16 protein-coding genes are annotated in these 12,934 nt (G+C 71.4%); 6 read left to right on the top strand and 10 right to left on the bottom strand.

Features of this window, described 5'->3' with window-relative positions:
• The coding region (locus ACWDX9_RS20720; RefSeq protein WP_449956226.1) for a sensor histidine kinase at positions 1-1,307 on the bottom strand (1,307 nt) is incomplete at its 3' end.
• Entirely contained in the window at positions 1,304-1,987 is a 684-nt protein-coding gene (locus tag ACWDX9_RS20715; protein ID WP_313044633.1) for a response regulator transcription factor, read from the bottom strand. The genes ACWDX9_RS20715 and ACWDX9_RS20720, both read right to left, overlap by 4 nt.
• Before the next feature lie 72 nt (positions 1,988-2,059).
• Between ACWDX9_RS20715 and ACWDX9_RS20710 the strand changes: the two genes are divergently transcribed.
• From ACWDX9_RS20710 to ACWDX9_RS20700, 3 genes are all read left to right on the top strand, one after another.
• Positions 2,060-2,914: an arylamine N-acetyltransferase family protein gene (locus ACWDX9_RS20710; protein ID WP_449956223.1), complete on the top strand. Its 855-nt coding sequence runs from the start codon at positions 2,060-2,062 to the stop codon at positions 2,912-2,914.
• Between the two features lie 27 nt (positions 2,915-2,941).
• Positions 2,942-4,006, top strand: a complete 1,065-nt coding sequence (locus ACWDX9_RS20705; protein ID WP_449956220.1) for a protein kinase domain-containing protein — start codon at positions 2,942-2,944, stop codon at positions 4,004-4,006.
• A gap of 114 nt (positions 4,007-4,120) precedes the next feature.
• Positions 4,121-4,315: a hypothetical protein gene (locus tag ACWDX9_RS20700; protein ID WP_449956217.1), complete on the top strand. Its 195-nt coding sequence runs from the start codon at positions 4,121-4,123 to the stop codon at positions 4,313-4,315.
• A gap of 81 nt (positions 4,316-4,396) precedes the next feature.
• Here ACWDX9_RS20700 and ACWDX9_RS20695 read toward each other — a convergent pair whose 3' ends face one another.
• Together ACWDX9_RS20695 and ACWDX9_RS20690 are read right to left on the bottom strand one after the other, a co-directional pair.
• Positions 4,397-4,714 carry a DUF3817 domain-containing protein gene (locus tag ACWDX9_RS20695; protein WP_350728517.1) on the bottom strand — a complete coding sequence of 106 codons (318 nt, stop codon included), beginning with the start codon at positions 4,712-4,714 and terminating at the stop codon, positions 4,397-4,399.
• A 2-nt stretch (positions 4,715-4,716) separates the two neighbouring features.
• Positions 4,717-5,499, bottom strand: coding sequence for an SURF1 family protein (locus tag ACWDX9_RS20690; RefSeq protein ID WP_449956215.1), 783 nt, complete (start codon positions 5,497-5,499; stop codon positions 4,717-4,719).
• A 105-nt stretch (positions 5,500-5,604) separates the two neighbouring features.
• On the opposite strand from ACWDX9_RS20690, the gene ACWDX9_RS20685 reads away from it, so the two are divergent.
• Together ACWDX9_RS20685 and ACWDX9_RS20680 are read left to right on the top strand one after the other, a co-directional pair.
• Positions 5,605-5,778 (top strand): hypothetical protein, encoded by a 174-nt coding sequence (locus ACWDX9_RS20685; RefSeq protein ID WP_449956212.1) that lies wholly within the window; start codon positions 5,605-5,607, stop codon positions 5,776-5,778.
• Between the two features lie 636 nt (positions 5,779-6,414).
• On the top strand, positions 6,415-7,863 hold the full coding sequence (locus tag ACWDX9_RS20680; RefSeq protein WP_449956210.1) for a flavin-containing monooxygenase: 1,449 nt from the start codon (positions 6,415-6,417) through the stop codon (positions 7,861-7,863).
• Here ACWDX9_RS20680 and ACWDX9_RS20675 read toward each other — a convergent pair.
• Genes ACWDX9_RS20675 through ACWDX9_RS20660 form a run of 4 tightly spaced genes read right to left on the bottom strand, consistent with a single transcriptional unit; the run spans position 7,857 to position 9,715 of the window.
• Positions 7,857-8,234: a VOC family protein gene (locus tag ACWDX9_RS20675; RefSeq protein ID WP_449956207.1), complete on the bottom strand. Its 378-nt coding sequence runs from the start codon at positions 8,232-8,234 to the stop codon at positions 7,857-7,859. The genes ACWDX9_RS20680 and ACWDX9_RS20675 overlap by 7 nt on opposite strands.
• Entirely contained in the window at positions 8,218-8,982 is a 765-nt protein-coding gene (locus ACWDX9_RS20670) for a class I SAM-dependent methyltransferase (protein WP_449956205.1), read from the bottom strand. Before ACWDX9_RS20670 ends, ACWDX9_RS20675 begins: the two co-directional genes overlap by 17 nt.
• Positions 8,983-9,042: 60 nt before the next feature.
• Positions 9,043-9,501, bottom strand: a complete 459-nt coding sequence (locus ACWDX9_RS20665) for a Clp protease N-terminal domain-containing protein (RefSeq protein WP_449956202.1) — start codon at positions 9,499-9,501, stop codon at positions 9,043-9,045.
• Between the two features lie 10 nt (positions 9,502-9,511).
• Positions 9,512-9,715 carry a helix-turn-helix domain-containing protein gene (locus ACWDX9_RS20660; RefSeq protein WP_185071099.1) on the bottom strand — a complete coding sequence of 68 codons (204 nt, stop codon included), beginning with the start codon at positions 9,713-9,715 and terminating at the stop codon, positions 9,512-9,514.
• A 50-nt stretch (positions 9,716-9,765) separates the two neighbouring features.
• Between ACWDX9_RS20660 and ACWDX9_RS20655 the strand changes: the two genes are divergently transcribed.
• Positions 9,766-11,202 (top strand): FAD-dependent oxidoreductase, encoded by a 1,437-nt coding sequence (locus tag ACWDX9_RS20655; RefSeq protein ID WP_449956199.1) that lies wholly within the window; start codon positions 9,766-9,768, stop codon positions 11,200-11,202.
• Here ACWDX9_RS20655 and ACWDX9_RS20650 read toward each other — a convergent pair.
• Positions 11,183-11,830, bottom strand: a complete 648-nt coding sequence (locus ACWDX9_RS20650) for a response regulator transcription factor (RefSeq protein ID WP_364244097.1) — start codon at positions 11,828-11,830, stop codon at positions 11,183-11,185. The two genes, ACWDX9_RS20655 and ACWDX9_RS20650, sit on opposite strands and share 20 nt — an antisense overlap.
• A complete protein-coding gene (locus tag ACWDX9_RS20645) occupies positions 11,827-12,933 on the bottom strand; it encodes a sensor histidine kinase (protein ID WP_449956196.1) in 1,107 nt (368 codons plus the stop codon). Before ACWDX9_RS20645 ends, ACWDX9_RS20650 begins: the two co-directional genes overlap by 4 nt.
• Position 12,934: the final 1 nt, after the last annotated feature.

Here is a 12,934-nt window from a genome sequence, read left to right as displayed (position 1 = left end):
GGCCCAGGCGCGACGACGGCGCCCGTCTCGCTCTCGGCGGCGGCGCGGCCGGGCGTACCGACCGTGGCCAGGGCTACGAGAGCCGCGACTCCGCCGGCGTCACGGGACCCTTCACCTGAAACCGCACCGCCCTCGACCACGTCGGCCGCCGGGCCCGCCACCTCGGCGCCGTCCCCGGCCGAGGCGGTGACCACCAGCTCTGCGGCGCGATCGGGGGTTTCGGGACCCACCGTCGTCGGGGCGGCGACGTCCAGAGCCTCCGGCAGTTGCTCGGCCCCCGTGCCCCGCTCACCGCCCTCCAGCGGCACATCCGCCATCGTCGTCCTCCCTGGTAAATCGACCACCATGCGGCATCCCGCACAGTCGTCGATGCGAATGGAGCCCCCGTGCAGCTCGACGATCTCCTTCACGATGGCCAGCCCCAGCCCGGCGCCCCCTGAGTCGGCCGCTCGCCCGGCGTCGAGCCGGGAGAAGCGCTCGAACACGCGCCCCCTGGCCGCGACCGGGATCCCCGGCCCCTGGTCGGCGACGGCCAGCAGCACCCCGATCCCCTTCGCCGCGACGGTCACGGTCACCACCCCGTCCGAGGGGCTGTGCCGTACCGCGTTGTCGAGGAGGTTCGCCAGGACCTGCGCGAGCAGGTCGGGGTCGGCGCGCACCACCAGGTCGGCGGGGACCGACGCCCGGATCGCGACGTCGTCGCGGGCCAGCGCCCCCTCGCGCACCGCCTGCTCGACCAGCGGCGCCAGTTCGATGGCCTCGGGCTCGATCAGGCGTGCGCCGGAGTCGAGCCGCGACAGGTCCAGGAGCTGGGCCACGAGGCGGCCGAGGCGTTCGGTCTGGGCGAGCGCGGTCCGCATGGTGACGGGGTCGGGGGCGGAGACGCCGTCCACGACGTTCTCCAGGACCGCGCGCAGGCCGGTGATGGGGGTGCGGAGCTCGTGGCTGACGTTCGCGATGAGCTCGCGCCGCTGCCGGTCCACCTCGCCGAGGTCGGCGGCCATCGCGTTGAACGCCCTGGCCAGCTCCCCGACCTCGTCGCGCGACGTGGCGGTCACGCGCAGCCCGTACAGGCCCTTGGCGATCGTCTGGGCGGCGCTGGCCATCTGGCGCAGCGGCTTGGTCATCCCCGTGGCCAGCAGCTGCACCATGATCAACGCCAGGACCACGGCGACCGCGATGCGTAACTCGCGGGACAGGCCCGAGTTGAGCCCGACCTCGTTCACCACGAACGCGGTCCCCACGGCCAGCACGATCACGATGCCGAGCTTGACCTTGATGCGGCCGAGGAAGTCGAGCGGCCTCATCGCCGCACCAGGGCGTAGCCGACGCCGTGCACCGTGCGCACCACGTCGGAGCCCAGCTTGCGGCGCAGCGCCCGGACGTGGCTGTCGACGGTCCTGGTCGCCGCCGCCTCCGAGAACCCCCACACGTCCGACAGCAGCCGGTCCCGCTCGAACACCTGCCCCGGGCGCTCCGCCAACCGGCGCAGCAGGTCGAACTCCGTCCTGGTGAGCTGCGCCTCCGCGCCCCCGACGAACACCCGGCGGGCCGCGGTGTCGATCTCGACCTCGCCGACCCTGATCACCGTGTCCTCGGCCGCGAGCTGGGCCGCCCGCTCGACCCTGCGCAGCAGCGCGTGGATCCTGGCCACGAGCTCGCGCATGCTGAACGGCTTGGCCAGGTAGTCGTCCGCCCCCACGCCGAGCCCGACCAGGACGTCGGTCTCCTCGCCGAGCGCGGTCAGCATGAGCACCGGCACCGGCCTGGCCGCCTGCATCCGGCGGCACACCTCCAACCCGTCGAGCCCCGGCAGCAGCCGGTCGAGGATCACCAGGTCCGGTTCCGCCTTGCCGTACTGGATCAGGGCATCCTGCCCGTCGCCGGCCACCCTGACGTCGAAGCCCTCGGCGGCCAGCCTGTTCCGTACGGCCAGCGCGATCGTCTGATCGTCCTCGACCACGAGGATGCGTCGCTGCTCTGCCACGTACGAAAGCCTAGAAGCGGCCTGTGCAGACGACACTCCTAAATTTGTGCACATACAGTGCAGACTTGGCTGGTGAACACTGCCGGATACCTCCGCCGCATCGGCCTGCCCAGCCTCCTCAACGCCCCCACCAGCGCCGAGAACCTGCGGGCGCTCCACGCCGCGCACCTCGAGAAGGTGCCGTACGAGGCGCTGGAGATCTGGCTCGATCGCCCCACCACCGTTGATCCCGTCGAGTCCGCCGAGCGCATCATCGGAGGGCGCGGCGGCTACTGCTACCACCTCAACGGCGCGTTCTCCGAGCTGATCAGGTCGCTGGGGTACGACGTCACCAGGCACGTCGGCGGGGTCCAGAACCGCGGCGACGAGCCCGGCATCACCGCCAACCACCTGGTGCTCACCGTGCGCGGCCTGCCGTCGCAGGACAATCCTGGCGGTGAGTGGCTGACCGACCTCGGGCTCGGGGACGGGTTCCACGAGCCGCTGCCGCTGGTCGAGGGCACGTACGAGCAGGGGCCGTTCACGTACGTCCTGCGCCCGTCGGAGGTCGCGCCGGGCGGCTGGCGGTTCGAGCACGATCCGAGCGGCTCGTTCGAGGGCATGGACTTCGGCCCGGCCCCGACGGACATGTCGGCGTTCGTCGATATGCACCGGCATTTGACGACGTCGCCGACGTCCGGGTTCGTGCGCATCGCGACCGTCCAGCGACGGGACGCGTACGGCGTGGACAGCCTGCGCGGGCTCCAGCTGAAGCGCATCGGCGGCCGGACGCTCTCGGTGACCTTGGACGACGCCCGCGACTACTACGCGGCGCTGGCGGACATCTTCCTGCTCCCGCTCACCGACGTGAGCGGCCCGGAGAAGGAGAAGCTCTGGCGCAGACTGTACGAGGCGCATGAGGCCTGGCTGGCCAGTGACGCGACGTGACAGCCTTGCGCTATCGTGCACCTCGACATGGGTGAGACCCGGAAGCTGGCCGGTCGCTACCGGCTGCTGAATCCCCTGGCCGCGGGCTCTGTCCGGCTGGCCTTCGACGAGTCGGAGCACCGTGATGTCACGGTCAGGGAGCTGCGGGTCCCGGCCGAGCTGCGCGACGCCGCCCTGGAGGAGGCCCGCCGGGCGTCCGGGCTCCGGCACGCCTCGATCGTGCGGGTGCTCGACGTGGTGATCGAGGACCAGACGCCGTGGCTGGTCATGGAGTTCGTGTCGGGGGCGTCGCTGGAGCAGACCGTACGCGCCCGCCGCCCGCTGCCGGTCGCGCAGGCGGCCAGGGTCGGCGTCTGCGTCCTGTCCGCCCTGACGACGGCGCACGAGGCCGGGATCGTGCACGGGCGTGTGGAGCCCGGCAACGTCCTGCTCACCCCGACGGGCCGGGCGGTGCTCACCGGCTTCGGCTTCCCCAGCCTCAGCATGCTGCCTTCCGCGGACCTGTGGGCTCTGGCCGCCACGCTGCACTTCGCGGTGGAGGGCCGCCCGCCGGGGCAGGTGCCCGCGGAGGGCGCGGACCCGCTCAGGACGCTGATCAGAGCCATGCTCCACCCGGCGGGGGCGCCTGCGACGGACGTGATCCGCGAGACCCTGGAGCTCCTGGCCGTGAGCCGCCCGCTGGACGTGATCATCGGGCTGTTCGGACCGCTGCCGATCCCCGTGGTGGCCGCGATGGGGCTCGCCCTGATCGAGCAGCTCCAGGCCGGGGAGGCGTTCCACGGCGGGATCCAGCCCGGCAACGTCCTCATCGACGACCGGGGCCGGGCCCATCTGACCCCGCTGCTGAGGTCGGGAACGCTCCCGGCCTACACGGCCCCGGAGGCCTCCGCCACCTTGGCCGCCGACATGTGGTCCCTGGGCGCCACGCTCTTCACCGCCGTCGAGGGCGTGCCGCCCTCGCCCGGCGCGCCGCTGACCCGAGCGGGGGCGCTGGCTCAGGTGTTGTTCCGTCTTTTGTCAGGTAATCCGTTGGAACGTCCCACTCCGGATGAGCTCCGCCGCGACCTCCGGTTGGTACGACACACCCGTTGAGATACATCGCGATTGGAACCAAGCGATGGGCTCACTCGTTGGACAGGCGACGCAGAATGTAGGAGAGGCGGGGCATGCGCTCCGTGTTCCGAAGCAGCTCGGAGGAAGTTGAGTATGTCGCCAATCCAGAAGTACGCCATTGGCGCAGGCGCCGCGGTTCTGCTCTCGCTGATCTTCTTCGGGACCGGATGGATCACCCTGCTGGTCATCCTCGGCGTGATCGCCGCTCCCGTGGTCGGTTACCTGATGCTCGACCCGTCGCAGCGCGAGCGGCTCAAGAGGGCCCGCAGGCGCGGCATCGGCCACTGAGCTCCGCGCGGCGGTGGCCGGGACACGGCCTCCGCCGCGGGCTCAGGCGTCCGTTGCGGGCTCAGGGCGTCCGCCGCGCGCTCAGGCCTCCGCCGTCGCCGCCGCCTGCTCCGTCTGCACGCGCTGGGTCACCCGGCGCTCGATGTAGAACGACAGGAACGGCACCGTGCCCCCGACCATGACGCCGAGCATGTACTGCCACGTCCAGCGCGCCTTCATGCCCAGGTTCATGACCGCGACCAGGTAGAGCATGTAGAGCCCGCCGTGGATGGGCGCGATGACCTTCGACAGCGTCGGGTCGCCGAAGCCGTAACGCACCACCATGGCCACGCAGAGCACGAGCAGCATGCAGCCGACCACGTACGCGAGCACCCGGAAGGGCTTCAGAGCCGATTCCACGATTAACCTTCCAGAGCCATCTCAGGGGACTTGGCACGGTCCCGATCGGTTCGTACGGCATCGCGTACGAAGTGGAACCACATGAATACGGCGAATCCTGCGAAGATCCACCAGTTGGCGGCATATGCCAGGTTACGCCAGGTCAGCGTGCCACCCACCACCGGCGGCTGGATCTCGACCTGCGCCAGCGAGCCGGACGGCGGCTGCGCCACGACGAAGCCGGCGCGTACCTGCTGGCCGCTCCACAGGTTGACCAGCTCACCCGTGGACACCGTCTGCACCTGGCCGGCGGGCAGACCCTCCGCGCGCCGCTGCACGCTGTCGGTGCCCTGCTGCGGCCGCAGCCGCCCGGCCACCGTGACCTTGCCCTGCGGCACCGCGGAGACCGCCGGGTCGTCCGCCTTGGCCGTCCAGCCCCGTACCACCGGCATCAGCGTGCCGTCGTCGAGCCGGAGCGGCGTGAGCACCCAGTAGCCGCGGTCGCGCGAGACGTTGCCGCCGGGGGCGTCGACGTCGGCCCGCCGGTCGGCGACCAGGAGCTGGCGGCCGGCCTCGTAGACCCCCTCCGCCGTGACCTTGCGGCCCACGAGCTCACCGTTCAGCTGCGGGCCCACCTGGGCGAGCGTACCGACCGCGACGGGCCCGGGATCGGTGGAGGCGTGCGGCTTTCCCGAATCCTGGAAAACGCCGAGCTGCCAGCGCCCGAGCAGGATGAACGCGACGAGGACCCCGATCGTGAGCAGGTGCAACCCCATGAGACGGGGGGAGAACAGGGTCCGCAGCATGCCTCAAAGCTATCCGCCGGGTGGGGTGGTCCCCTAATCAGCCCATGCCTACCGATACCAACAAACAGTGCAAACGACACAGGCGCTCACGCTAGGCTGCTGGCCATGTCTGACCAGCATATCGACCCTTCGGGCAGCACCCAGCAGTTCAAGGCTTTCGCGCAGCGCCGCGAGCAGGAAGCTGCCACCACCCCCAAGAAGTCCCCCGTCGTACCGATCATCGCGGTCGTCGTCGCGATCGTGATCATCGGTGTCGCCGCCTTCCTCCTGCTGAAGTAACCCCAGATCTGATCGAACCGCCGCGGGGGCCGTGGCGGTTTCTCGCCGTTCACGCAATCGTCCCTTCGGCCCGCCCAACGACGCGCGGGCCCTCGGCCACCCCGCCTCCCCTGCCGCCTCCTCTGCCGACGCCGCTCCGGCCCGCGAGGCGGACGCCTCCCAAGGACCTCAGCCGAGGCGCAGCACTCGACACGCAAGAGCCGCCACACCACGTGCATGCCCGCGCAGGAACGCGCACGGCCCCCGAACAAGCGAACGGCCGCTTGGGGGCGGCGAGGCCGGAGACTCCCTGGGGGCGGGATAGCGGCAAGGACCCAGAGCGGGCGCACGAGCAGTGAGGCAAGCGAGCGGAACCGAGCGGGCGCGCGGGGGCTGGGAGTGCGCGAGGGCCGGGGCAGGGCCGGGAGCGCGCTGCGGTGCGGGTCCATGGGGCCGGGGCCTCGGGCTGAGGTGCACGGACGGTGGCCGGGACGGGCGCACGGGGGGCACGCGAAGCCGGAGCGGACGCGCGAGTAGCGGGACGGCGCGGGTAGTGGGGTGAGGCGCGGAGGGTGTGAGGGGGGCGCTCTGGACCTCGGTGAGGTGGGGTCGTTAAATTGGATTTAGCGTCCAATAAGCGCCACCCCGGGAGGTCAGATGCCAGGGTTAGCGATCATCGGGTCCGGGTTCGCCGGGATCGGCATGGCCATCAAGCTCAAAGAGGCCGGGTACCACGACTTCGTCATCCTGGAGAAGGCCGCCGACCTGGGCGGCACCTGGCGGGACAACACCTACCCCGGCTGCGCGTGCGACGTTCCCTCGCACATGTATTCCTACTCGTACGAGCTGAACCCGGGCTGGTCCCGCATGTTCTCCCCGCAGGAGGAGATCTGGGACTACATGCGCTCGTGCGCCGACAAGTACGGCGTGACCTCGCACATCCGGTACGGCAAGCGCGTCGTCGCGCTCGAGTACGACGACGGCCGGCGCGGCTGGTCGGTCACCACGGACGACGGAGAGACGTTGCGGGTGAACGCCGTCGTGTCGGCCATCGGCGCCCTACATATACCGAAATTTCCCGAAATTTCGGGGCGCGAGTCCTTCACCGGCCCCGCCTTCCACTCCGCCGAATGGGACCACTCGATCGACCTGACCGGCAAGCGCGTGGCCGTCATCGGCACCGGCGCCTCCGCCATCCAGTTCGTCCCCCAGATCGCGCCCGCCGCGAGCCACCTGACCGTCTTCCAGCGCACTCCCCCATGGATCCACCCCAAGCCGGACTTCGCCATCACCCCCGCCACCAGCCGGATCCTCGGCCTGCCCGGCCTGGCCAGGACCATGCGCAACGCCATCTACTGGGCCCTGGAGACGCGGGCGCTCGGCTTCACCGTCGACCCGCGCCTGATGAAGGCCCACGAGAAGCTGGCCCTCAGGCATCTCGAAGCCCAGGTCCTCGACCCGGACCTGCGCCGCAGGCTCACCCCCGGCTACCTGATCGGCTGCAAGCGCATCCTCATCTCCAGCGACTACTATCCCGCCCTCACCAGGGACAACGTCGAGCTGGTGACCGACGGCATCACCGAGATCAGGCCGCGCTCGATCGTGGACTCCTCCGGCGCCGAGCACGAGGTCGACGCGATCGTCTACGGCACCGGCTTCAAGGTCGTGGACGCGCTGCAGGAGCAGCACATCGTCGGCAAGGGCGGCCGCAAGCTCCAGGACGCCTGGCAGGACGGCATCGAGACCTACTACGGCATCGCCACGTCCGGCTTCCCGAACCTGTTCTTCCTGCTCGGCCCCAACACGGGCCTCGGGCACAACTCGGTCGTGTTCATGATCGAGTCGCAGGTCCGCCACATCATCGACTGCCTGCGCCTGCTGTCGAGGACCCAGGCCAGGGCCGTGGACGTCAAGCCGGGCGCGCAGCGGGCGTTCGCCCGCCGCCTGCGCGAACGGCTCGACCCCCTCGTCTGGAACGCGGGCGGCTGCGACTCCTGGTATCTGGACGAGCACGGAGTGAACCGGACGATCTGGCCGGGTTTCACCTTCGAGTACTGGGCGCGCACGAGGAGGGTCAAGCCCAGCGCGTACGAGCTCATCTACTGAGGGAAGAGGCAGAACTCGTTGCCCTCGGGGTCGGCCAGCGTCACCCAGTCGTCGTACGTGGCCAGCAGCGTGGCGCCCAGACCGCGCAGCCGGTCGATCTCCGCGTCGAGGTCGTCGGCGCGCAGGTCGAGGTGGAGCCGGTTCTTGACGACCTTGCGCTCGGGCACGTGCTGGAACCACAGCCGCGGCGGCCCGCCCTCGACCAGCACCGTGGGGTCGTCCTCGGGGTCCTCGATGCCCTCGCCGCGCAGCCGCGCCAGCTGGGCCTCGTCGTACGGCGCCACGGCGTAACCATCGAGCGCCGCCGCCCAGAACCTGGCCAGCGACGCCGGGTGGCGGCAGTCGACCACCACGTCACGCAGCCGGGCCACCGGGCTTCCTCGCCTCGATGAGGAACCTGGAGGAATGCGCCACGAACGGACCCTCCGCCTCGATCCGGTCGTGCAGCTCGCGCAGCCGGTCCGCGTATCGCTCGACCGAGAAGCCCGGCACGATCCAGATCACCTTCCGCAGGAAGTAGATCACCGCCCCCACGTCGCAGAACTCCATGCGCAGCCGCTCGAACCGCAGGTCCACGACCTCGAGCCCGGCCGACCCGGCCGCCGCCCTGGCCCGGTCGGGGTCGCGGGAGGAGCCGTCGTGGGGGCCCATGAAATAGTGCGTCAGCTCCGCGACGCTCCACGGCCCGACCTGCTGCGAGAAGTAGGCGCCGCCGGGGCGCAGCACGCGGGCGATCTCCTCCCACCAGGTCTCCACCGGATGGCGGCTGGTGACCAGGTCGAAGACGCCGTCCCGGAACGGCAGGCGCGGATCATCGTCGTCGGCCACCACCCACGCCCCGCGCGGGCGCAGCCGCGAGGCGGCCAGCTTGAGGTTGGGCGGCCAGGACTCGGTGGCCACGGTCACCGCCGGCAGCTCGGGCACGCCGGCCAGGATCTCGCCCCCGCCGGTCTGGACGTCGAGCGCGGCCCCGGCCCCGGCCATCCGCTCGCCGAGCAGCCTGGCGTACCCCCAGGAGGGCCGCTCCTCGCTGGCCCGGCCGTCGAGCCAGGAGAAGTCCCAGCCGTCCACGGAGGCCGTGGCGGCCTCCTGGACGAGGTCGTCGTACGTACGGCTCATTCTTCGACCTTGTCAGCGGCCCCGCCGGACGTTCAACCAAATTTCGTCATTCGCTCCGCATCATGCGCAGCGGCCGCGTACCGCCGCTCGGTCGATGCCGAGGTGGTCGATCAGCCCCGCGACCGGGTCGGGCCGCCCCTGCGCCAGCAGGGCGATCACCAGTTGCCGCGGCGCCTCGGCCGACCTGGTCTTCATCGTCGTGGCCTTGATGGCCTGGTTGATGGTGGCGCGGGCGCTCGACGTGAGCGCGGTGCCGGGCACCTGCGGGTGCTTGCGCGGCGTCCGCGGCAGCAGGTCCCCGACCTCCAGGCCGAGCATGCGCAGCGCCGCCCGGTCGAGCTCGTCGAGCGCGGCCCGCGCGCCCGCCACGTCCACGCCGAGAGCGCGGGCGAGGTCCGCGTCGTGCAGGACGCCGAGCAGCAGGTGCTCGGTGCCCAGCCGCCGGTCGCCCCGCTGCCTGGCCTCGTCGAACGCGGCCTTGACGATCACGCCGAACCGGCTCTTCTCAAAGCCGAACATCGCGAACCCCTCACTTCCCGTATTTGGCGTGCACCGACTGCCGTGACATGCCGAGCGCGTCGCCGATCTGCTCCCAGGTCCAGCCCTGCTCCCTGGCCAGCGCCACCGACACCGCCTCGACCTGCTCGGCCAGCCGGTGCAGCGCGCCCACCGCCCGCAGGCCCAAGGCCGGGTCGTTCGACCTGATCCGTTCGGAGAGCTCTGTTACGTCCACCCTGTCAGGCTAGATTGACAGCCCTGGTTTGTCAATCTAGCCTGACAGCCATGGATGACGTGTTGATCGTGGGGGCGGGACCCGTGGGGCTCATGCTCGCGTGCGAGCTGGGCCTGGCGGGAGTCCGCCCGATCGTGCTGGACAAGAGGCCGGAGCCGAGCGAGCTGCCCAGGGCCAACGGCCTGGGCGGGCAGATCGTCGACCTGCTCGACCACCGCGGCCTGCTGGAGCGCTTCAGCGCGGGCAGCCCGTTCGCCGGACGGCCGCCGGGGTTCCCGTTCGGCTCGGTGCCGCTGCGCTTCGCGGGGGCGGCCGACCTGCCGTTACGGCTGCTGATGATCCAGCAGCCGCGGATGGAGCACCTGCTCGCCGAGCGCGCCAAGGAGCTCGGAGCCGAGATCAGGCGGGGCTGCGAGGTGCTCTCCCTGGCCCAGGACGAGGAGGGGGTGACGCTGGAGCTCGCGGACGGCACGCGGACGCGGGCCCGGTACGTGGTGGGCTGCGACGGCGGGCGCAGCAGCGTACGGCGGGAGGCCGGGATCGGCTTCCCCGGCACGACCGACGACGAGGTGCTGCGGCTCGGGCACTTCGCGACCGGCGCGGACACGGGCGTCTTCGAGGCACTGGAGACCGACGGCCTGGCGCCCGGCTGGAACCGCACCCCGAACGGCCGCCTGCTGCTCACCTCGCTCCAGCACGGCGTGCTGATCGCCGGCGTGCGCGAGAAGGGGGCTCCCGGCGACGGCCGGGTGACGCCGGAGGACTTCCGGGCGGCCGTACGCCGCGTGCTGGGCCGGGACCTGCCCTTGGGCGAGCCGATCTGGCTGTCCAGCACGGTGGCCCAGGCGCGGCTGGCCGAGCGGTACCGGGCGGGGCGGGTGTTCCTGGCCGGTGACGCCGCGCACCTGTTCCCCGCAGGTGGCTCGGCGCTCAACATCGGCATGACGGACGCGGCCAACCTCGGCTGGAAGCTGGCCGCCGCGCTCCGGGGGCGGGCCTCCGACGGGCTCCTGGACACGTACGAGTCCGAGCGGCGGCCGGTCGCCGAGCGCGCCCTCATGCAGACGCGGGCACAGGCGGTGCTCGACCGGCTGGAGGGGGAGGACGGCGCGGCGCTGCGGGAACTGCTCACCGAGGTGTTCGCCTTCGAGGAGCCGCTGCGGCACGTGGCCGGGCTGCTGCACGACTCCGGCGTCCGGTACGGCCCGGCGGCGCACCCACTGGTGGGCCGGTTCGTCCCGGATCTGGCGCTGTCCGGCGGGCGGCGGGTGGCCGAGCTCATGCGCGAGGGAAGGCCCGTGCTGCTCGACCTGGGCGGCGGCGCGACGCTCGACGACGACTGGATCGACGTCGTGAGGGCCCGCGCCGACGACCCGCCCGCCGACGCGCTGCTGATCCGCCCCGACGGCTACGTCGCCTGGGCGGGCACCGACGGGCTCGCGGAGGCGGCCCAGGAGTGGTTCGGGCTCACAGCCAGCCGGGCTTGACCAGGCCCGATTCGTAGGCGATCACCACGAGCTGGGCGCGGTCGCGGGCGTGCAGCTTCATCATGGTGCGGCTCACGTGCGTCTTGGCCGTCGCCGGTGACATGAACAGCTTGGCCGCGATCTCGTCGTTCGTCATGCCGGTCCCGACCAGGCCGAGCACCTCGCGTTCGCGCTCGGTGAGCTGGTCGAGGCCGTCGGCGGCGACCGGCTCCTTGGCCCGGGAGGCGTACTCGGCGATCAGCCGGCGCGTCACGCTCGGCGACAGCAGCGCCTCCCCCGCCGCCACCACCCGGACGGCCTGGATCAGCTCGGCCGGCTCGGTGTCCTTGACCAGGAAGCCGCTGGCCCCGCCGCGCAGCGCCTCGAAGACGTACTCGTCCAGCTCGAACGTCGTCAGGATGATGATGTGCGGCCCCTGCGGCATCTGCCGGGTGGCGGTCAGGCCGTCCATGCCGGGCATGCGGATGTCCATCAGCACCACGTCCGGCTGGTGCTCGCCCGCCAGCCGGACCGCCTCGGCGCCGTCGGAGGCCTCGGCCACCACGGTCATGTCCGGCTGGGCGTCGAGCAGCGCCTTGAAGCCCGCCCGGACCAGCGCCTGGTCGTCGGCCAGCAGCACCTTGATCATGAAGTCTCCTCGGGAAGTGGCAGCCGGGCCTCGACCTGGAACCCCGTGCCGGACGGCCCGGCGACCAGTGTGCCGCCCAGCGCGGAGGCCCGCTCGCGCATGCCGGGGATGCCGTTGCCGCTGCCCGCCTCGGACAGCACGGGGGCGGTCGTCGCGCCGGTGTCCGCGACGTGGATGGCCAGCTCCTGCTCGCCGTACTCCAGGCGCACGCTCACCGACGAGCCGGGCGCGTACCTGGCGGCGTTGGTCAGCGACTCCTGCACGATCCGGTACGCGGCCCGCTCCACCTGCGGCGGCAACGGCCGCGAGCCGACGCGTTTGAGCGTCACGTCCATGCCCGAGCGCTCGATCAGGTCGTCGAGGCGGTCGAGCCCGGCCGTGGGGGAACGGGGCGCCCCTTCGCGAAGAACGTTCAGGACCGAGCGCATCTCGCCCAGAACCTCCTTGGACGCCGTCTTGATGGTGGCCAGAGCGGTCTTGGCGTGGTCGGGGTTGTCGTCGATGAGGTGCAGCGCGGTGGACGCCTGCACGTGGATGAGCGAGATGTTGTGCGCGAGCACGTCGTGCAGCTCCTGCGCCATGGTCAGCCGCTCCTCGCTGGCCTGCCGCCTGGCCTCCTCCTCGGCGACGCGCTCACGCTCGGCCCGCCGCTCCCTGACGATCCTGACCAGCTCGGCCACGACCATGAGCAGCATGATGAACGTGAGGATCCACACGCTGTGGAAGAGGTCGCGGTTGCCGATCAGCCAGGCGTAGGTGAGGAACGACAGCACCGTCATCCCCGCCATGAACCAGGCCATCGCCCTCCTGCCCCGCGTGACCAGCAGGAACAGCAGCACCGCCGGGCTGATGAAGCTGGGGCCGTAGGCGTACCCGCCGGCCAGGTAGAGGTCGCACGCGCCGAGCGCGGCGGCGGTCGTGAGCAGCGGGAAACGGCGGTGCAGCAGGATCGCCAGCGGCCCGACCAGCAGCAGGCCGTACGCGTAAGGGTCGAGCGGCTCCCTTTCAAACCGCTGCCCCCAGGACGCCCCCTTGGCGATGACGAACTGGGCAGCCGCCACGATGAGGGCGAGATAAGGATCGAATCCGAACTTTCCTCGCACG

This window comes from Nonomuraea sp. NPDC003201, from assembly GCF_053590415.1.
Note: the sequence above shows the minus strand (reverse complement) of the source record. Positions and strands in the feature narration are given on the sequence as shown.